The sequence below is a fragment of the Paenibacillus sp. JNUCC32 genome (assembly GCF_014863545.1).
GTDB classification, from domain to species: Bacteria; Bacillota; Bacilli; order Paenibacillales; family Paenibacillaceae; genus Paenibacillus_AQ; species Paenibacillus_AQ lautus_A.
This window is the reverse complement of record NZ_CP062260.1, coordinates 3,999,193-4,018,321: the sequence shown is the minus strand read 5'-3', so window position 1 is coordinate 4,018,321 and position 19,129 is coordinate 3,999,193. Positions and strand designations below refer to the sequence as shown.

General features: G+C 51.6%; 19 protein-coding genes. 13 read left to right on the top strand and 6 right to left on the bottom strand.

The genetic code is table 11. The annotated features are described in order from the left end of the window. From JNUCC32_RS18115 to JNUCC32_RS18090, 6 genes are all read left to right on the top strand, one after another. A complete protein-coding gene (locus JNUCC32_RS18115) occupies positions 1-1,038 on the top strand; it encodes a glycosyltransferase family protein (RefSeq protein WP_192569354.1) in 1,038 nt (345 codons plus the stop codon). A 27-nt stretch (positions 1,039-1,065) separates the two neighbouring features. Next, positions 1,066-2,199 carry a DegT/DnrJ/EryC1/StrS family aminotransferase gene (locus tag JNUCC32_RS18110; RefSeq protein ID WP_228468775.1) on the top strand — a complete coding sequence of 378 codons (1,134 nt, stop codon included), beginning with the start codon at positions 1,066-1,068 and terminating at the stop codon, positions 2,197-2,199. After that, positions 2,196-3,371, top strand: a complete 1,176-nt coding sequence (locus JNUCC32_RS18105; protein ID WP_192569352.1) for an ATP-grasp domain-containing protein — start codon at positions 2,196-2,198, stop codon at positions 3,369-3,371. The genes JNUCC32_RS18110 and JNUCC32_RS18105 overlap by 4 nt, the downstream gene beginning before the upstream one ends. Positions 3,372-3,540: 169 nt before the next feature. Then, positions 3,541-4,098 (top strand): dTDP-4-dehydrorhamnose 3,5-epimerase, encoded by a 558-nt coding sequence (gene rfbC / locus JNUCC32_RS18100; RefSeq protein ID WP_192569351.1) that lies wholly within the window; start codon positions 3,541-3,543, stop codon positions 4,096-4,098. 6 nt (positions 4,099-4,104) lie between these two features. Further along, positions 4,105-5,091 (top strand): dTDP-glucose 4,6-dehydratase, encoded by a 987-nt coding sequence (gene rfbB, locus JNUCC32_RS18095; RefSeq protein ID WP_192569350.1) that lies wholly within the window; start codon positions 4,105-4,107, stop codon positions 5,089-5,091. A 185-nt stretch (positions 5,092-5,276) separates the two neighbouring features. Next, on the top strand, positions 5,277-6,407 hold the full coding sequence (locus tag JNUCC32_RS18090) for a YhcN/YlaJ family sporulation lipoprotein (RefSeq protein WP_192569349.1): 1,131 nt from the start codon (positions 5,277-5,279) through the stop codon (positions 6,405-6,407). A gap of 95 nt (positions 6,408-6,502) precedes the next feature. Here the strand turns inward: JNUCC32_RS18090 and nagA are convergent, their stop codons facing one another. Genes nagA through JNUCC32_RS18075 form a run of 3 tightly spaced genes read right to left on the bottom strand, consistent with a single transcriptional unit; the run spans position 6,503 to position 9,294 of the window. Beyond that, positions 6,503-7,690, bottom strand: coding sequence for an N-acetylglucosamine-6-phosphate deacetylase (gene nagA / locus JNUCC32_RS18085; RefSeq protein ID WP_192569348.1), 1,188 nt, complete (start codon positions 7,688-7,690; stop codon positions 6,503-6,505). Next, positions 7,687-8,415, bottom strand: coding sequence for a glucosamine-6-phosphate deaminase (gene nagB / locus JNUCC32_RS18080; RefSeq protein WP_192569347.1), 729 nt, complete (start codon positions 8,413-8,415; stop codon positions 7,687-7,689). The genes nagA and nagB overlap by 4 nt, the downstream gene beginning before the upstream one ends. Before the next feature lie 3 nt (positions 8,416-8,418). After that, on the bottom strand, positions 8,419-9,294 hold the full coding sequence (locus tag JNUCC32_RS18075; protein ID WP_015733966.1) for a MurR/RpiR family transcriptional regulator: 876 nt from the start codon (positions 9,292-9,294) through the stop codon (positions 8,419-8,421). A 289-nt stretch (positions 9,295-9,583) separates the two neighbouring features. Here JNUCC32_RS18075 and JNUCC32_RS18070 point away from each other — a divergent pair, with 289 nt between their 5' ends. From JNUCC32_RS18070 to JNUCC32_RS18040, 7 genes are all read left to right on the top strand, one after another. Beyond that, complete coding sequence (locus tag JNUCC32_RS18070) at positions 9,584-9,808, top strand: helix-turn-helix domain-containing protein (RefSeq protein WP_006208732.1); 225 nt, start codon at positions 9,584-9,586, stop codon at positions 9,806-9,808. Between the two features lie 278 nt (positions 9,809-10,086). Continuing rightward, positions 10,087-10,359 carry a hypothetical protein gene (locus JNUCC32_RS18065; protein ID WP_192569346.1) on the top strand — a complete coding sequence of 91 codons (273 nt, stop codon included), beginning with the start codon at positions 10,087-10,089 and terminating at the stop codon, positions 10,357-10,359. A gap of 179 nt (positions 10,360-10,538) precedes the next feature. Then, entirely contained in the window at positions 10,539-12,332 is a 1,794-nt protein-coding gene (locus JNUCC32_RS18060) for a cache domain-containing sensor histidine kinase (RefSeq protein WP_192569345.1), read from the top strand. Continuing rightward, a complete protein-coding gene (locus JNUCC32_RS18055; protein WP_192569344.1) occupies positions 12,307-13,095 on the top strand; it encodes a response regulator transcription factor in 789 nt (262 codons plus the stop codon). Before JNUCC32_RS18060 ends, JNUCC32_RS18055 begins: the two co-directional genes overlap by 26 nt. Positions 13,096-13,207: 112 nt before the next feature. Continuing rightward, on the top strand, positions 13,208-14,527 hold the full coding sequence (locus JNUCC32_RS18050; protein WP_096775369.1) for an extracellular solute-binding protein: 1,320 nt from the start codon (positions 13,208-13,210) through the stop codon (positions 14,525-14,527). Between the two features lie 95 nt (positions 14,528-14,622). Beyond that, entirely contained in the window at positions 14,623-15,504 is an 882-nt protein-coding gene (locus JNUCC32_RS18045; protein ID WP_090910779.1) for a carbohydrate ABC transporter permease, read from the top strand. Positions 15,505-15,517: 13 nt separating this feature from the next. Then, positions 15,518-16,402, top strand: a complete 885-nt coding sequence (locus JNUCC32_RS18040; RefSeq protein ID WP_096775370.1) for a carbohydrate ABC transporter permease — start codon at positions 15,518-15,520, stop codon at positions 16,400-16,402. A 193-nt stretch (positions 16,403-16,595) separates the two neighbouring features. Here the strand turns inward: JNUCC32_RS18040 and JNUCC32_RS18035 are convergent, their stop codons facing one another. The 3 genes from JNUCC32_RS18035 to JNUCC32_RS18025 are packed head-to-tail and all read right to left on the bottom strand — an operon-like array spanning position 16,596 to position 18,926. Next, positions 16,596-17,981, bottom strand: a complete 1,386-nt coding sequence (locus tag JNUCC32_RS18035) for a nucleoside recognition domain-containing protein (protein WP_009591592.1) — start codon at positions 17,979-17,981, stop codon at positions 16,596-16,598. Beyond that, positions 17,932-18,678 carry a FeoB small GTPase domain-containing protein gene (locus JNUCC32_RS18030; RefSeq protein ID WP_192569343.1) on the bottom strand — a complete coding sequence of 249 codons (747 nt, stop codon included), beginning with the start codon at positions 18,676-18,678 and terminating at the stop codon, positions 17,932-17,934. The genes JNUCC32_RS18035 and JNUCC32_RS18030 overlap by 50 nt, the downstream gene beginning before the upstream one ends. Next, a complete protein-coding gene (locus JNUCC32_RS18025) occupies positions 18,675-18,926 on the bottom strand; it encodes a FeoA family protein (RefSeq protein WP_015733973.1) in 252 nt (83 codons plus the stop codon). Before JNUCC32_RS18025 ends, JNUCC32_RS18030 begins: the two co-directional genes overlap by 4 nt. Positions 18,927-19,129 lie beyond the last annotated feature (203 nt).

Sequence of the window (19,129 nt, the reverse complement as noted above, 5' to 3'; positions counted from 1 at the left end):
ATGGGGAAAAGAGGGAAAAGAGGGGATATAAACGTACTCATCGTCGGATCGGAAAAAATCGCATCCTATAAAATCGGCATTGAGCAGCCCCTCCGCCATCTGGAGAAGATGGGAGTTTGCGACTTTGACGTCAGATCCGATGATGAGATGGACAGATCAAGGCTGGCTGAAGCGGATATCGTCCTCTTCTTCCGAACGGTTCAGCCCGAAGCTTATAAGTATCTGGAGATGGCCCGGGAGATGGGGAAAAAGACGGTGTACGTGATCGACGACCATTTTATCGCGATGTCTCCGGGTTCGGATATGGGACGATATTATCATGATTCTTCACGAAGAAAGACGTATGTTAAATTTCTGAAAAACGCCCAAAGCGTAAAGGTTGCTTCCAGTTTTTTTGCCAAACATCTTGAAACGCATTTTAGTCCCCAAAAAATAATCTATTTTCCGGGAAGCGTTGATTTCTCCGTTTTTTCCGGTTTGAAAAAGAACCGTAAAGAAGAAGGGAAAGTCGTAATCGGGTATGAAGGCGGAAAAAAACAAGTGGCTTTTGAACCCGTTATCGGGGCATTGCACAAAATCATTGGGAAATACGGGGATAAACTCAGAATCGAGTTCTGCGGGTATGTTCCCGATGAACTCAGGGAGAAGCCGCAGGTGTTTACGGAATCCTACGATGAGAACTATAAAAACTTTCTGAAGCGCCTTTACCGTTCCAACTGGGATATCGGGTTAGCGCCGTTGGAGCGAACGCTGCTGCATGATTGCAAAAGCAACAATAAATTTCGCGAATATTCCGCTTGCAGGATTCCGGGCATCTATACATCTTCTCCGGCCTACGATGAATGGGTTGCCGGGAAGGAAAACGGCCTGATTGTTTCCGGTGAGAGCGATGATTGGTACGAAGCCATGGTCCAACTGATCGAACAGCCGGAACTACGGCAGAGCATCGCGGAGCGTGCGGAACAAGTAGCATGGGCGAATTTTTCAGTGGAAGCTTGCGCCGAACGATGGCGTTCACAAATTCTAATGTCGGAATGACGTGGGATTATGAAAGGAGAGGTTCACTTGGACCATAAGCTGATACCCGTTCTTCAACCGAGTATAGGTCAAGAGGAGATCGACGCTGTAGCAGATGTTTTACGGTCAGGATGGCTTGGACTTGGCCCCAAAACGGAACAGTTCGAGCAGGAATTTGCCAAGTATGTCGGCAGCCGTTTCGCGGTTGCGCTCAATTCCGGTACGGCCGCGCTCCATCTGGCCATGGACATTTTGGGTATTGGGCCGGGTGACGAGGTCATCGTGCCTTCCATCACGTTCATATCCACAGTCCATGCGGTTAGCTATGTGGGAGCAACGCCGGTTTTTGCGGATATTGAACCCGATACGATGAACATATCGCCGGAAGATATCAAGCGGAAGATAACAGATAAAACCAAGGCAATTATCGTCGTTCACATGGGCGGGCATCCCTGCGATATGGATACCATCCATGAGTTGGCGCATGCCAATGGAATCAAGGTAGTAGAAGATGCTGCGCATGCATGCGGCGCGGAATATAAAGGCAAAAAGATCGGCTCCGTCAGCGATATTACCTGCTTCAGCTTTCATGCCGTCAAAAATTTGACGAGTGGTGAAGGCGGCGCAATTACCTGCAATACCGAGTGGATGAACCGTAAGCTGCGTGAGAAGAGGTGGGTAGGCATTTCCCGCGATACGTGGATACGGTCGTCACATGAGAAGGTGTATGCCTGGCAGTATTTCGTTGATGACGTAGGATACAAATATCATATGAACGACATGCAGGCTGCCATCGGGCTCGTTCAGTTAAATAAGCTGAGCCAATTGAACGGAAGACGAAAAGAAATAGCGGCTCGTTACCAATCCGAACTGAAGGATTTGGAATGGCTGGAACTTCCTCGTGAACAGCCGTATGCTCAAAGCTCCTGGCATTTGTTCCAGGTTAAATTCAGCAAGGAAAGCCAGAGGGACCGTATGATTGGACACTTGCAGGAACACAATATCGCGACGGGCGTCCATTATTATCCGTGCCATCTGCATCCGAGCTACCTGCATCTCAAAGCGATCGTGCCGCTCTCCTCGGAGATCTGGAAAAGAATTCTGACCCTTCCTATTCATCCGAACATTACGGAGGAGGACTTGGATCGGATCATAACCCGTATAAGGGAGTTTAAGCCATGAGAAAACTGTTGGTTCTAGGTGCGGGAATCTCCCAGCTCCCATTAATTGAAACCGCGAAAAGAATGGGATTATACGTTATTGTTGTGAGTCGACAAGGAAACTATCCCGGGTTTGCCAAGGCAGACAAGGTTTACTACGAGGATACGACCCATATGGATAAGATTGTCGAAATCGCCCGGCATGAAGGAATTCATGGAATCTGTACAACGGGTACGGACGTGGCCGTCAAGTCGATCGGCAGAGTCGTGGATGAATTGGGAGTAAGCGGATTGAGTTATGAATCCGCTCTACTCTCCTCAAATAAATGGAAGATGAAACAGGCTTTTATGAAACATGGCGTACGAACGGCACGATTTCTGAAAGTCCAAACCTTGCAGGAAGCTTACAGCGCTTTCGAAGTATTGTCGCCGCCGCTTATCTTTAAGGCAGTGGACGGGGGAGCAAGCAAGGGCATTGTGAAGGTTGCCGATATGGCCCATGTGGAATACGCATTTGAAACCGTGCGCAAGGATACGAAACTGGATTTTTTCATCGTTGAAGAGTTTATTGAAGGAACCGAGTTTGGCGCACAGGCATTCGTCTACGATAACCAAATTCAATTCATCATGCCGCACGGGGATTTCGTCTTTTATGGGGATACCGGTGTTCCCATCGGTCACTATGTCCCATATGAATTGCCCGAAGAAGTGCAGCAAGATCTGTTTTCCCAGTTGAAACAAAGTATCGAAGCGTTGGAATTAAATCATTGCGCAATCAATGCGGATTTTATTTTGAAAGACGGGCATGTGTATGTTCTTGAAATCGGAGGCAGAGCAGGAGCTACATGCTTGCCCGAACTGGTGTCCACTTTCTATGGATTCGATTACTATGAGCAGATCATCAAGGCTGCTCTTCGCATGAATCCGTCATTTCCCTCTCATACTTCACAGCCTTGTGCGTGTGAATTACTGATCTCCGATAAAGATGGGGATATTACTGGACTTGAGAACGGAAATGAACAGCATGAGAATATTATTCAAATATCATTTGATTATCATATAGGCGAGAAGGTAAATAAATTCAGGGTTGGCACTGACCGAATCGGCCAGATCATCGTGAAAGGGGACCGTTTGGAAGAAGTGCTGAGCCTGCTGGAAGAAGTTAAAGAGAAGATAAGAATCGATTTAGGTTAGATCTTATATATATCATTGCGAAATCTCGATCTGCAGCGGCGATCGGGATTTTTGCATGGGGGAGCGTATGCCTATATCCTAATTGGGGATTAGACATATAAATAATCGAGAGAGCGGCAACCGATGTTTTCGGTAAAGCTCTCTCAAATCCATGTACCGGAGGCAGCAGATGAAAATCACGGATACAAAGCTCCAAGGCGTGAAACGGATTGAACCGGCCGTTCACCAAGACCATCGGGGATTTTTTATGGAAAGTTTCAATGATCGAGTTCTTAAAGGATGCGGCATTAACGACCATTTTATTCAGGACAATCACTCGATGTCACGTGAGGCAGGTGTTATTAGAGGGCTGCATTACCAACTGTCTCCCGAGGGACAGACGAAATTGATCCGCGTTGTAAGCGGGGCGATCTATGATGTGGTCGTTGATATTCGGTCGGGCTCCCCTACCTATGGACAATGGCAAGGTTTTATCTTATCCGCAGCCAATTTCATTCAACTTCTCGTTCCCAAAGGGTTTGCCCATGGTTTCTGTACCCTTGTTCACGATACGGAGGTCATATACAAGGTCGATGCTTACTATTCGCCAGAGCATGATCGGGGAATAGCCTGGAACGATCCGGATCTCAATATCGATTGGCCTGTGAACAAACCTGTTCTCTCTGAGAAAGATTCAAAGCATCCTCGATTGGCTTTGGCAGAAAATAACTATATATACGAGGGGTGAGGTCGCATGAAGATCGTTGTCACAGGCGGTGCGGGATTTATAGGCAGTAACTTTATACGATATATGCTGTCTCAACATCCGAATGACGAATTTATTAATGTGGATAAACTAACGTATGCCGGCAATTCAGGAAATCTGAGCGAGGTGCGGACGAATCCCAAATATCGTTTTGTGAAAGCGGATATCAGAGACCGGGCAGCTTTAGAACCCCTCTTTAAGGAGGGGGTTGATGCGGTCGTTAATTTTGCGGCTGAGTCCCATGTCGACCGCAGCATTTTGCAGCCTGAATTGTTTGTCTTGACGAATGTGGCAGGAACTCAGACGCTCCTCGATCTGTCGAGGCAATATGGAGTCGTCAAGTTTGTCCAGGTCTCTACTGATGAAGTCTATGGCACGCTGGGAGCCACCGGCCTATTTACCGAAGAATCACCGCTTCAACCGAACAGTCCGTATTCTGCAAGCAAAGCAGGCGCCGATTTGATGGTTCGAGCTTATTATGAAACGTTTGGATTACCGATCAATATCACGCGCTGTTCAAATAATTACGGCCCATATCAGTATCCAGAAAAGCTAATACCGCTTATCATTTACAATGCTTTGCATAACAAGCCCCTTCCGGTATACGGCGACGGTTTGAACGTTCGCGATTGGCTGTACGTGGAAGATCATTGTCGAGCTGTTGACCTGGTTTTGCGCCAGGGCGTCGACGGCGAAATATATAATATCGGAGGACATAATGAACGGAATAATTTGCAGGTTATTCGAACGATCCTGTCTGAACTGAACAAACCCGAAACCTTGATTCAGCATATCCAAGATCGTCCCGGACATGACCGCCGTTATGCGATAAATGCAGATAAGATAAGGAAGGAACTCGGTTGGGCTCCTCAATATCATTACGAAAGCGGCATTCGTGAGACGATTCGATGGTATCAGGAGAACATGGCTTGGGTGGAACAAGTGCTTGAAAAGTCAGCAGACAGCGGTCATTAAGAAGGACTTCTTTAATTGAATGATTAGTTAATGAAATGATCGCCGATGATTCCATCGGCGTTTTTTGTGCATAAATGGCCTGTAGCGCATTTTTCTCCATGTTAAAACCTTTCAGCATACCGCCTCTGCCGCAAGGTCATCCTATACGATGTTAACACACTCATTATAGAGATGGAGGATGAAACATGATTAAATCCAAGGCCCTCAACCTGACCGTCTCCGCGGCATTACTGCTTAGTATGGCTGCAGTAGCAGGATGCGGTAACGCCAATGACGGCAACACCACACGTACGAACAATGTGGACGGTGGCCGTGTCGGTGTGAAATCCGTGCGCAATAATAACCTGCAAGTGCGAAACACGCAGCAGCATGACCTGACGAACCTGAAGTACAGCAAAACGCTGTCCAAAAAAGTGTCGGATATCAGTGGCGTGGGACCTGCGCATGTTTTCGTGACGAATCACACTGCCTACGTTTCGCTGTCCAAAGATGGCGCAAACACCAACAGTATTGACGGGCATGTCACAGGCTTGAGCACTCCAAACCGTTATACAGACGGCCGGACGACGACAGGCATGAACAGAACAAATGTTAGGAACCGTACGTTCGGAACTTCGAGCACGGGCAGCGTGGGCCTGCTGAACAACATAGCTAGGGGTACAGAACGTGTCGTGGGAAATACCACGCGTGCTGTAGAAAACACAACAGGGCTTGGTCGCACGGCTGATAACCGTGGTTTCGGCGTTAATGGAACGACAACCCATGGCGGATTTGGCGGCAGCAATTATAATACGTTAAACGGAACACGCACGAATGGACTTATGGGTACTAACGGCACACGTACTGATGGACTTATGGGTACACGCACTGATGGACTTACGGGTACTGACGGTTTACGAACCAACAGCCTTACAGGAACTAGGGGAACGACTAATGACACCTATATGGGAACAGGCATCAATGGCGTTCCTTATGGAACTTACAACAATAACAACATGGGTATGATGAGCACTCGTGAAGAGGTTCCTCAGCATGTTCATAATGAAATAACGAACAAAATTCGCAAAACCGCTCCACATATCAGTCAAGTATATGTTTCCGCAGATGAAGGATTTTATCAGCATGCCCGTCGTTTTGGAACGGATGGTCATGCAGCGAACACGGTTGGTACGCTTTCGCGTGATTTCGGCTCTTGGATCAACCGCGTTTTCCCGTTGAACCTTGGCGGCCGAAACGGCATGAACGACACCCGCGGCAACCTGATGAAGAACGATACGGACGACGGTTGGTTTGGCGGCAATCGAAACAGCCGGTAAAACCCTTATACCAAAAGGAGCTGCCCATTAGGATTGAAGTCATCCTAACTAAGGCAGCTCCTTTGCTTATTTGCAATGCGTGTTAAGGTAGCGGATTAATGCTTGCGTACTCCTTGAATCCAAACGCCTTGCAGCTCCAAGTCGCTGGAGAGCACCAGGACGTCGGCAAGTTTGCCGGACTCAAGGGATCCGGTGCAGTCATCGATGCCGATTTTTCTGGCGGGATTGAGGCTTCCGACCCGGGAGGCCTGCTCAATGCTCAAACCGACCTCTCGGACCAGCAGCTGGAATCCTTTGATCATCGTCAGCGTACTCCCAGCCAGGCTATCCCTGTTGCTCTTAAGCGTGGCGATGCCGTTCTCGACAACGACCGGCAAATCGCCAATCGTATATTCGCCGTCAGCCATTCCGGTAGCGGACATTGCATCGGTGATCAGAATCAGGTTGTCGTCCTGTTTCATGCGGGCCAGAATCCGAATGGCAGCCGGGTGAACATGGATGCCGTCGGCGATGATTTCGCAGCTTAGGCGATCATCGCCCAGCATCGCACCCACCACGCCAGGCTTGCGGTGATGCAGCCCTGTCATCGCATTAAACGTATGCACGCCATGGCTCAGTCCTGCCTCCACGGCGGCCTCCACTTCTTCGTAAGTGGCATCCGTATGACCCAGTGCGGCCACGATCCCGTGGCTGCTGAGCCAGGAGATGGCCTCCAGCGCTCCTTCGCGCTCCGGTGCCAGGGTCACCTGCCGGATCAGATCCGGGTATGTGGACACCCATTCTTCCAGCCAGTCGATATTGGCATGGACGATATGCTCCGGATTTTGTGCGCCTGGCCATTTCGGACTGATGAAAGGGCCTTCCAGATGTGCGCCTACCAGCTTGGTATAAGGCATGCCTTGGCTGCGGTACTCGTTAACTTCGCGAAGCACGTGGTCGATGGCTGCCTTCGGCGCCGTCATCGTGGTGGCGAGCATGGACGTGGTTCCCTGGGAGCTGTGGAACGACGTGATTTTATCCAGGACATCCTTGCTTGCATCCATGAAATCTTCGCCGTTGCCGCCGTGCACGTGGATATCAATAAATCCGGGAATAATGTAGCCGCCGGGTTGGTTGATCACTTCCGCTGCAGCCTGCTTAAGCTCGGCTGGGAGCCCGGAAACATCTCCGGCGTAAGCAATGTCCTCACCTTTGATCGCCAGCACGCCGTCTGCACAGAAGCCGTCTGGCGTCAAGACTTGACCGTACAACAATTGGACCGAATCTTTGCGTTCGCTGCTCATACCAGCAGTCTCCCTGCGCCTTGATCCAGAAGGACGACTACGTTCGGATGACATTGAAGCAGCGATGCCGGACACTCTGTGGTAATCGGCCCCGTCAATGCGCGGTGTACGATTTCCGCTTTATCCTCTCCTCGAACGAGCAGGAGAATTTGGCGGGCCTTCATGATGGTGGCAACGCCCATGGTAATCGCGTGGGTCGGTACATCGTCCAGGGTCGGGAAGAATCTTGCATTGGCGTTGCGTGTTTTCTCTTGCAGCTCAACCACATGGGTACCGCCGCTTAAGGAGTCCCCAGGCTCGTTGAAACCGATATGTCCGTTATGTCCAAGGCCGAGGAGCTGAAGATCAACCGGGCCGTATTCTTCGAGCATTTTGTCGTAATTCAGGCATTCTGCTTCCGGATCGGCAGCATTGCCGTTCGGCACATGGGTGCGATCCATCTGGATGTCGACATGATTGAAGAACTTCTCATTCATGAAAGTGCGGTAGCTCTCGGGATGATTCTCCGGAAGGCCTACATATTCGTCCAGATTATACGTCGTGGTTTGGGCGAAGCTGACCAGCCCCTGACGGTTCATTTCAATCAGCTTGGCATAGAGCCCGACCGGCGTGCTTCCCGTAGCCAATCCAAGCGTGGCGCGCGGATTGGTGTGCAGCAGGCTGGAAATCAGGTTAGCGCCTGTTTGCACGAATTGTTCTTCGTCGCGGAATGTGTAAATATTCATTGGTTATTGTCCTCCTCGGCTTTTGCGATAATTTTGAACATTAAGATATGATTGCTCCAGACGGGGGACATACGTGGAGAAGTCCCGGCTGGCCATTCCCATGAACAGGATGTCTATAATGTGAAGCTGAGCGATACGCGAAGCCATATCACCCCGGCGCATACCTTCCTCGAGCGACGATGAATACAGCGTAATATCCGCCAGGGCGGAGATCGCGCTGCTCCGGTAAGAGGTGATGCTGATCGTGAAGGCGCCGGCGTCTTTGGCACAGGCCAATGCATCGATGGTCTCCGGCGTTTCACCGGAGTAAGAAACGGCAACGGCCACATCGCTAGAGGTCAGTGTAGAGGCTGACGTGATCTGCATATGGGAATCCGCAAAAGCGGTGCAGTTTTTTCCGATCCGGATCAGCTTCTGGTAAAAGTCCTGCGCCACGATGGAAGAGGTCGCCACGCCGTACAGATCAATGCGTTTCGCGCGGCACAGGGCATCCACGGCGCGCTCCAGCTGACCCAGATCAAGCAGCTCCGTCGTATCGCGGATGGAAGTCAGATGATTGGATTCGATCGCCTCGACGATCCCGGCCAGCGGGTTGCCCGCCACGATGTCCTGATAGCGCGTGTTTCCCGTGCGCGAGGCCATTTCGGCATGAGCGATCTCGGCCGCAAGCTTGAGCTTAAAATCAGGATACCCCTTACACTGAAAATTCTTACAAAAACGGGTTACGGTGGCAGCGCTGACCTCGCACTGATCGGCAAGATCCTTAATGCCCATATGCACAATCTCGGATGGGGCTGTCAAAATGAATTCCGCGAGCCGTCGTTCCTGACGGGGCAGACTTTCCTTTTCGACAGAAATAATATGCAAGATTGGTGTCATCACAAGCCTCCTTCAAGGTTCCCGGTGAGCTTATTGCCTGGGCATAACGAATGGGATTCCGTTCTGAAAATTATTTTTAAAAATATGAAAAAATGAAGAAAATAATTTTAACACCCCCATCATAGACCAACAAGCGGTGGGAAGCAAGGATAAAAATCGCTGATACGGGCCAAACGCCCAATTTATTCGCCTCTTTCGCACCTTCCCCCCTGATCTGACATAAGATGAGTTGACTGTATCCCTTAACCTTGTTAGACCACACATACCCGGGCAAGGAGGGGTGACACCATTGAAGGGGACCGACCATAACAGCAAGTTCTTGTTAACCCACCGTGAACGCGAAGTGTTTGAATTGCTTGTGCAGGACAAAACGACTCGCGATATCGCCGGGCAGTTGTTTATTAGCGAAAAGACGGTGCGTAACCACATCTCCAATGTCATGCAGAAATTAAACGTCAAGGGCCGTTCGCAAGCTGTCGTTGAGTTGATAAAACTCGGTGAGTTGAAGATCTGACACCATGCCGGTTGCATGAACGAAAGCACAGCGAAAGCCTTCCTTCCCGTTAGCTCGGGAGTGAGAAGGCTTTTTTGTGTTTTGGCTCCAAGAATCCGGTTATCGATGGTGACGGATAATGAGCAGGAACCTCTATTAACAATGAAGATATGGTAAAATGTTCGCAGTTGGTATTGGAGGCAGTACGATCGTTTGGGTCGAGCTTGGAATGCAAACCTGCATTTCGTTTTGTAGCTGTTTTGTACAAATAGCCTGCACATGTCGGAGGTGGAATAAACATGGGGTGGATGATCGGGATTACGGCCGGCGCCGTTTTGGTCCTCTTGGTATTGATTGGGTTTGGACGCAAGCGAAGCAGCGGAAGAAAGGGCAATGTCATCCAGCTGAAATCCAAAACGCGAGCGAGCAGCGGGCAGCGTGGACAAGCCTGCAGCAAGTGCCGCCGCAAGCGCCCGCTGACTTTTTATGCGGATGATTCCGGTGCCGTAAGAGGGCTGTGCACCGATTGCAAAAAGGAGCTGGTTCGTCATCAGGAATTGTATCCCGTATAGCGGAAGTTTCAGCGGTATATAAGAGGAAGTGCGAGGGAAAAATAACCTGCCCGCACTTCCTCTTTTTATAGTAATAAAGTACATATAGCTTCCGCCCCTGCAGATGAGCGAGGACTCCCTAACTTCTTCAAGATTGTGTATAGTGAATTACAGTTCCAAGCGAAAGGGAGGGTAAGAACGTGAACAGGTTTGGCAGGCTGAATACGCTGCGGAATCAAATCTTCCTCGGGTTTATGCTGGTGATGATCATCGTGTTGGCATTAGTCGGGGTTTTTGTATATGACCAGGTTTCCGCCCTTCTGCGCAACAGTGCCGAGAAACATATCCAGCAGACGGCCGTGCAGGCCACGGGCAAGCTGGATGCGCTGCTTAAGCAGGTGGATACGCTGACGGCCCAAGTGTCCACGAACGCAACGGTTCAGCGTTATCTCGCGCAGGAGACCGCAGGTCATCCGATTACCTTCGGAGAGCGGCAGTCCCTGCAGCAGGAAGTGCGCAAGTATGAGGCATACGCTACGGGCATCCGGTCGCTTGAATTGTATACAACGGATTATCGGCGGCTGTTCCCGCTCGACGAAGGCAGTCTGACCAGCCGGGTCGGGGTCGATTGGATTATAGCGGCTGACAAGGGCATGGGGAAGCTGGTATGGTTCGGCCAGGATCCCCGGGATCCGGACGTGGTGGTAGCGGTACGCCGAATCCGGCTGATCGACCATTCTTTTGCGCATGGCGGATACCTGCTCGTGAAGCTGGAGAAGGACTATTTTGCGCTAACGGATTCTGCCGGCGGCATGGGCAGCGATTCGCGTGAAACGATGGGGCTGTTTGATCAGGCGGGCCATGAAATCTCGTCGGATTTTGCGACGGCGGTGGATTCGAGGGCGGTTCTGCACCGCGAAGGAGAGACCGTTACGGTCGGCGACGAGGACTATATCGCCGTACAGAGGCAGTCTGCGGCAACGGGCTGGAATTTGGTCATCCTGACGCCAGTAGACTATACGACCGAAGGGATATCGGTGCTGCGGACCGCGATTATCGTATCCGGAGCCGTCGGTGCGCTGCTGTTTCTGATCTTGAGCTTTATACTGACGACGATGATCATCCGGCCGATTCTGAATTTGATCAAAGCCATGCGCGGCGTGAGGCTGGGAACGCTGAAGCCCATTGCCGTCACCTCGAAGACGATGGAGATCAATGAGCTTAACAATTCGTATAACCAGATGGTGGATTCCCTGAACGAATTAATCGAGGTCGTGTATCAGAAGGAGATCATACAGAGCCGGACGGAGCTTAAAGCGCTGCAGGCGCAGATCAATCCGCATTTTCTTTTTAACACCTTGGAAGCGTTTTACTGGGCGCTCGACGATCAAGGCGAAGAGGAACTGGCCCAGATCGTGGTTGCCATGTCGGGATTATTCCGCTACGTGATCAACCGCAAAGACGAGGATGAATGGGTATCGGTGCGGGACGAGCTGGATCATGCCGAACGTTATTTGATGATTATGAAAATGCGGATGCTCGACCGGTTATCCTGGAGAATCGAGGCGGACGAAGCCAGCAAGAACGTGCCGATTCCGAAGCTGCTGATCCAGCCGATCGTGGAAAATGCGATCCTGCACGGCGTTGAGCAGCGACTGGGACCAGGCACCGTCATTGTGCGCGCGCAAGCCTCCGATCAACCGGGTTACACGGTTGTTTCGATTGCCGACGACGGGCCCGGGATGGACGAGGAGACCGTAGCCTCGTTATATTCCTCCATGGAAAAAGGGTATGCGGAATCCGCTAAAAAAAGCGGCGTCGGCATAGCCAATGTCGAGCAGAGAATCAGGCTGTATTACGCTTCCGAGCAGGCCGGCCTGCGCATTCACAGCGTGGTCGGTCAGGGGACGACCATTTCATTTCAAATACCGAACGATTTCCCGGCTATCGACGGGGAGGGGGAAAAGCATGAAAACGATACTGATCGTGGATGATGAACCAAGAACGAGGGAAGGGGTAAGAAAGACCCTGGAGGCGTGGTCGTCCGGCCGATGCAAAATCGTGACGGCTACAAGCGGCGTAGAGGCGCTGGAGTGGCTGCAGGAGCAGGTGGCGCATCTGGTGGTAACGGATATCCGCATGCCGGAAATCGGGGGGCTGGAGCTGATTGAGCGATTGCATGAACTGGAGCATCCGCCAGTCATTATCGTCATATCCGGCTACTCGGAGTTCGACTATGCCCGCAAAGCGCTGCAATACGGGGTCGTGGATTATCTGCTGAAGCCGCTGGATAAGCGGAAGCTGGTAACCGCGGTTGAATCGGCGCTGGAACGGCGGGAAAAGATCGATCGGATTGAGCGGATGGAGAAACTGGTCGACCCCAAGCTGCTGGAGGCGGCGCAGCAGGATAAGGGATACAGCGTCCAGGTGCAGGAAGCGCTGAAGTACGTGGATCAGCATCTTCAGGAACCGGTATCGCTGAAGGAAGTGGCGGAAGTGCTTCATCTGAATTCCAGTTATTTCAGCGTGCTGTTCAAAGAGCAGACCGGGCTCACGTTCAGCGAGTATCTGACGCGTCGCAGGGTGCAGCGGGCCAAGGAACTGCTGGCGGGGACGCCGCTGCCGATCTCGGAAATTGCGGAGAAGGTCGGATATCAGACGGCGAAATATTTCGTGAAAGTGTTCCGGGACCTTGAGGAAGTAAGCCCGAGCCAATATCGCCAAAGCGTATCCGATAACGGAGAGGAAATCCAATAAAAGTGGAATTAGTCCCAATCATTATGACCTTATACAATCTTCCCCTCACTGATAAAATTTGATTAAAGCGGTTTCATAACGCGAACAGCATACTAGAAAAGGGGTTGTAAACGTGTTCAATAAAAAATGGACGGTTCTGCTTTTGACATTGTGTCTCGCTCTGGTTGCAGCCGGCTGCGGATCGAACAGCAGCAGCACGGGAGAATCGGGCAGCGGCGCTAGCGAAGGCGATAAAGTTACGGTAAACTTCATGCACTTGTGGCCGGCGGGCGTCTCCGCGGGACAGAACAAAATCGTGAATCAGATCATCGAAGAATATCAAAAAGAGAATCCGAACGTGACGATCAAACAGGAAGTTCTGGATAATGAGCAATACAAAAACAAACTGAAGGTGCTTTCCGCATCGAACGAGCTTCCGGACGTAGGCGTGACCTGGGCAGCCGGATTCCTGAAGCCGTACGTGGAAGGCAACCTGTTTGCACCGGTCGACGATTTGCTGGACGGCCAGCTGGGCGACAAGTTCGTGGCGGGCACGACCGAGGCTTATGCGATTGACGGCAAAACGTATGCGCTTCCACTCGAGTTCAATATCGCTCCGGTTTACTACAACAAGGCGATATTCGAACAACACAACCTGGAGATTCCGCAAACCTACGAAGAATTCAAGACGGTCGTGAAAACGCTGTCCGATAACGGAATTGCTCCGATCGCGCTCGGCAACAAGGATCGCTGGACCGGTTCGCTCTGGTACATGTACCTGGCAGACCGGATCGGCGGACAAGAAACGCTGGCCGGTGCAATCAGCGGCTCTGGCTCGTTTAAGGACGAATCGCTCGTCAAGGCAGCCGCCGAAGTTCAATCGCTGGTCGATGGCAACGCGTTTGTCAAAGGCTTCAACGGCTTGTCCAACGAGGAAGCGAAGTCGGAATTCCTGAACGGCAAAGCGGCCATGTACATGATGGGTACCTGGGAGCTGCCGAACTTCACGACGAATGAAGAGATTCCGCAAGAATTCCGCGACAGCGTCGGATTCTTCAAATTCCCGACCGTCGAAGGCGGCAAGGGCGATATTAACAGCTGGGTAGGCGGACCGGGCGTCGGCTTGTTCATCGGCGAAAACTCGAAGGTGAAGGAAGAGTCCAAGAAATTCGTGGAGTATTTCGTGACCAAGTGGGGCGAGCAGTCGGTAACGGGTGCCGGCGTCATCCCGGCAACCAAGGTGGATACCTCGGCGCTTGAGCTTCCACAGTTGTACATCGATCTGTTCGATGAAATGAACAAAGCTAGCAGCATTACCTTGTTCGCGGATGTGCAAATGCAGGCGAATGCCGCCGAAACGCATCTGAACATGATCCAGGCGCTCTTCGGCAAAGCCGTCACACCTGAGAAATTCTCCGAAGAGCATGACGCAGCGATTTCCAAAGGGAACTAAGACTCGGGACAACGATGAAACAGGATGCGATTTATCCGGCAGCGATGCCGGATAAATCTTTCCTCAAGACCATAGGAAGAAAGGAGTCGGACACTTTGGATAAAGTGATGTCCAACAAAAAAATCATCGCGCTGTATGTTCTGCCTGCACTGCTTGTGATCATGGCTGTCGTGTATATCCCGATCATGCTAACCGCCTATTACGGACTGAACGAATGGAACGGAATCGGTGCGATGACCTTTATCGGGCTGGATAATTACCAGGCCCTGCTCTCGGACGGCAAGTTCTGGGACAGTGCGTGGCACTCCCTGCTGTTAGCCGTATTCTCGGCTGCAAGCCTGATGATTTACCTGGCCGTGGCGATGGTGCTGGCCTCCAAGATCAAAGGCGCCAACCTGTTCCGCAAAATCTATCTCATTCCGATGCTGCTGTCCTCCGTTGCCATCGCGCAGCTTTGGCTGCGCATCTATCACCCGACGAACGGGATCGTGAACAGCTTCCTGGAGTCCATCGGGATCACGAACCCGCCCGCATGGCTTGCCGAGCCGTCGCTTGTATTATTTGCATTGTTTATTCCGATTTTGTGGCAGTATGCCGGTTTTTATATCTTGATCTATTATGCAGCCTTGAAGAATATCCCGGCCTCGCTGGTTGAAGCAGCTAAAATCGATGGGGCAACCTCCTTCCAAATAGCGTTCCGAATCAAGCTTCCGCTCATCATGGAAGTGATCAAGGTGACGATCGTGCTGGCGGTGGTAGGTTCTTTGAAATACTTCGACCTCATCTTCGTCATGACGGACGGGGGGCCTAACGGCGCGAGTGAAGTTATGGCGTCCTACATGTATCATACGGCTTTCCGCGCTTATGATTTCGGTTACGGCAGCGCGATCGGGTTCTTCCTGCTTGTGATCTGTCTGATCGTAACGTGGGTCATTCGGAAATTAACGGCATCGAAAGAAACGATCCAATATTCATAAGGAGGGATGCTTCATGATATCCGGAGCCACAGGACAGCTCCAAGAAGGGCGCGCCCGTTCCGGAAACGGAGCGGGAGGCAGGATTGGATACGCGCTGTTGTACATCGTGCTGATCGGCGTAGCCGTATTCCAGCTGTTCCCGCTCGTATGGCTGCTGCTGTTCTCTTTGAAAAACAATCAGGAAGTATTCGATCTTCCGCCTCTGTCCCTTCCGATGAATCCGCGCTGGGAGAATTACGAGAAGGTATGGAGCGCCGGCAACATCAGCGTTTATTTTCTGAACAGCGTGTGGATCACAGTTGTCGCGACTGCGCTTACGGTCATTCTGGGAAGTCTCGTCACCTTCGCGATTACGAGAATGAAATGGAAGGGCAGCTCATTCGTGCTCGGGTTGTTTATGGTGGCCATGATGATTCCGGTTCACTCTACCTTGATTCCGCTGTTCAGCATTTTTAACAAGGTCGGTTTGACCGATCATCCGGTTTCTTTGATATTGTCGTACGTGGCTTTCAATATGCCGATCACGATCATGATTCTGCTCGGATTCTATTACACGCTGCCGAAGGAAGTGGAAGAGGCGGCGGTCATGGACGGCTGTTCGGTTCACCGGGTCTTCTTCCGGATCGTGCTTCCGATGACGGGCTCGGTGCTGGCGACGACTGCCATCATTAACATGATTTATAACTGGAACGAATTTATCTTCGTGAACACGTTCATCAGCTCGGATATGTTCAAGACGCTGACCGTCGGCGTCCAGAACTTTATCGGTCAGTACACGACCGATTGGGGCGCTATCGGCGCAACCCTGATGATCAGCATTTTGCCGATCCTGCTGATGTTCCTTTTCCTCAGCGATCGTATCGTGGAGGGCATTGCGGCGGGTTCTGTTAAAGGTTAAGTTTCTTCGAACTCATTAATATTCGGATAAAAAAACGAGCCGATTCAAGGGATTTCTTGGAGCGGCTCGTTTTCTATTGCATAATGTTTGGCTTGCAGGGCCGCTTGCCATAAAAAAGGCATCCAAGGTTGGATTAACCTTGCGGATGCCCCGTACATGATGAAACTAACTTTTGCCTGCCGAAGCCTGTCGTTTAAACCCATCCCAATGCCCGCGCCGCCTGGGCGACCAGGAAGGTCACGCCGATGGCGATGGCCGTCGGAATGGCAAAGGACAGGAACGTCCACTTCGCGCTTTTCGTTTCCTTCCAGATGTTGACGAGCGTGGTTCCGCAGGGGTAATGGAGCAGCGAGAACAGCATCATGTTCAGCGCGGTCAGCCAGGTCCAGCCTTGGTCCAGGAAGATTTGCTTGAGGGCAAACATATCCTCCACCTCCGTCAGGGAGCCTGTTGCCAAATATCCCATCAGCAGGATCGGCAGCACGATCTCGTTCGCGGGAAGCCCGATGATAAAGGCCATCAGAATGAAGCCGTCAAGTCCGAGCGCGCGTGCAAACGGGTCAAGGAAGCTTACAAAGTGAATCAGGATGCTGGAATCCCCGACGTAGATATTGGCCAAAATCCAGGTCAGCACGCCTGCGGGCGCTGCGACGATGATGGCTCTGCGCAGGACATAAATCGTTTTGTCGAGCGTAGACCGGAGTATGGTATTCAGGATTTTCGGTTTGCGGTATGGCGGCAGCTCCAGCGTGTAGTGGGAAGGAACGCCTTTCAATGCCGTCTTCGATAATCCCCATGACACCGTAAGCGTGACAACGACGCCGATCAACACCATGCCCATGACAACGGAGGCGGTCACGAGCGTCTGGGCTCCTCCCGAAAAGCCGGCCGCCATGAACAAGGAAGCCAGCAGGATCAAAGTCGGCCAACGACCGTTGCAGGGCACGAAGTTGTTGGTCAGAATGGCGAGCATCCGCTCCCGCGGCGATTCGATAATCCGTGTCGACATAATGGCGGCCGCATTACAGCCGAATCCCATCGCCATGGTGAGGGACTGCTTGCCGTGCGCTCCCGTTTTTTTGAACAGTCGGTCCAGGTTAAAGGCTACCCGCGGCAAATAGCCGTAGTTCTCGAGCAGCGCGAAGGCCGGGAAGAAGATGGCCATGGGTGGCAGCATCACGCTGACAACCCAAGCGGTTCCCCGGAACAACCCGAGTATCAGCACGCCATGGAGCCAGTCGGGAGCATGGATGGCCTGAAAAGCCATGGTCAGGTATCCTTCAACCCAGCCAAAGAAACTGGCCAGCATGGAAGAGGGCACGTTTGCCCCGGCGATCGTCAAGTAAAAAATAACGCCGAGCATGGCCAGCATGATCGGGAATCCCCACAGCTTGGAGGTGAAGATGCGGTCCAGCCGCTCGGAACGGTACAGCAGCTCCCGGTTGGTTACGGTGACGGCGTCGCTGCACAGCTCCCGGGATTTTTTGAATAACTCGCCCACGATGTCTTCCCGGACATCCTCAACCTGATCAGAAGGAATGGCCGCTGTTAGAGCTTCCAAGCGCTTTAGCTGTTCCAAGTGAAATCCCCCCTTTATCCGCGGCCTCTAATCTCTCTTTCAACGTCGCAATCAGCTTGCGGTCTCCGTCGAGAAAGCGGATGGCCAGCCATCTGGCCGGATATTCGTCTCCGACAACGTCTCGTAATTGGGACTCTAATCCCGAAATTTGCGCCTCCAGCTGTTCGTTGTATTTCATCCGGTAGGGCTTAGTCGGAGTCTGTCCCGAGGACATCAGCAGCAGCTGTTCGGACAATACGTCCAGCCCCTCGTTGTTTCTGGCCGATATGGGAATGACGGGAACGCCGAGCTGATCCGCCAGCTTGCGCGCGTTAACCTGAATTCCTTTTTTCTTCGCTTCGTCCATCAGATTCAGGCAAACGATGACGCGGTCGGTCATTTCCAGCACTTGAAGGGCCAGGTTAAGGCTGCGCTCCAGCGCGGTTGCATCCAGGACCAGAAGGGTGACGTCCGGTTTCTCGAAAATAATATAATCGCGCGCCACTTCTTCATCGGCCGAGTTGGAGAACAAGGAGTACGTCCCGGGCAGATCGATGAACTGGAAGCGGGCGTCTTTGTATTCGTAATGGCCGCTCGCGAGACTGACCGTTTTGCCGGACCAGTTGCCGGTATGCTGCTTCAAGCCGGTGAGCGCATTGAAAAGCGTGCTTTTTCCCGTGTTCGGGTTGCCCGCCAGCGCGACGGTATACGTTCTCATGATGATATCACCTTACCCCATATTAACTGGCTCTCTTCTTTTCTTAACGCAATGACGGTGCCTGCTACTCTATAAGAGGTAGGATCTCCGAGCGGGCTGGCCTTCAACACTTCGATGACGGAACCCGGAACGAAACCGAGGTCCAGAAGCCGCCGTTTATGTTCGCCGCGGATATCCACCTGTTCAATCAAAAATCGCTCTCCGAGAGCTGCCTGATGCAGATGCTGCCGATGTTTTGTCTCATCCATAAAGTTTAACCTCTCCCTAATAAATTGGGCCGAGCATATATTGTTTCCTTGAAGCAACTTTATGCCTATAGTATGACCGAATGCGTGTATTGTCAACTGGATTCATCAGATATTTATTCCAGTTTCATGCGGATGGTCCCCATGCAGCTTCCCTTGGAACTTCCATTTTATGCTTGAAAGGGAAGCAAGATGCGAGTAATATG

Excerpts from the sequence above, each read along its gene's own strand:
- JNUCC32_RS18115 (WP_192569354.1), top strand. The coding sequence starts at position 1 with ATGGGGAAAAGAGGGAAAAGAGGGGATATAAACGTACTCATCGTCGGA.
- JNUCC32_RS18105 (WP_192569352.1), top strand. The coding sequence starts at position 2,196 with ATGAGAAAACTGTTGGTTCTAGGTGCGGGAATCTCCCAGCTCCCATTA.
- rfbC (WP_192569351.1), top strand. The coding sequence starts at position 3,541 with ATGAAAATCACGGATACAAAGCTCCAAGGCGTGAAACGGATTGAACCG.
- rfbB (WP_192569350.1), top strand. The coding sequence starts at position 4,105 with ATGAAGATCGTTGTCACAGGCGGTGCGGGATTTATAGGCAGTAACTTT.
- JNUCC32_RS18090 (WP_192569349.1), top strand. The coding sequence starts at position 5,277 with ATGATTAAATCCAAGGCCCTCAACCTGACCGTCTCCGCGGCATTACTG.
- nagA (WP_192569348.1), bottom strand. The coding sequence starts at position 7,690 with ATGAGCAGCGAACGCAAAGATTCGGTCCAATTGTTGTACGGTCAAGTC.
- nagB (WP_192569347.1), bottom strand. The coding sequence starts at position 8,415 with ATGAATATTTACACATTCCGCGACGAAGAACAATTCGTGCAAACAGGC.
- JNUCC32_RS18075 (WP_015733966.1), bottom strand. The coding sequence starts at position 9,294 with ATGACACCAATCTTGCATATTATTTCTGTCGAAAAGGAAAGTCTGCCC.
- JNUCC32_RS18065 (WP_192569346.1), top strand. The coding sequence starts at position 10,087 with ATGGGGTGGATGATCGGGATTACGGCCGGCGCCGTTTTGGTCCTCTTG.
- JNUCC32_RS18055 (WP_192569344.1), top strand. The coding sequence starts at position 12,307 with ATGAAAACGATACTGATCGTGGATGATGAACCAAGAACGAGGGAAGGG.
- JNUCC32_RS18040 (WP_096775370.1), top strand. The coding sequence starts at position 15,518 with ATGATATCCGGAGCCACAGGACAGCTCCAAGAAGGGCGCGCCCGTTCC.
- JNUCC32_RS18030 (WP_192569343.1), bottom strand. The coding sequence starts at position 18,678 with ATGAGAACGTATACCGTCGCGCTGGCGGGCAACCCGAACACGGGAAAA.
- JNUCC32_RS18025 (WP_015733973.1), bottom strand. The coding sequence starts at position 18,926 with ATGGATGAGACAAAACATCGGCAGCATCTGCATCAGGCAGCTCTCGGA.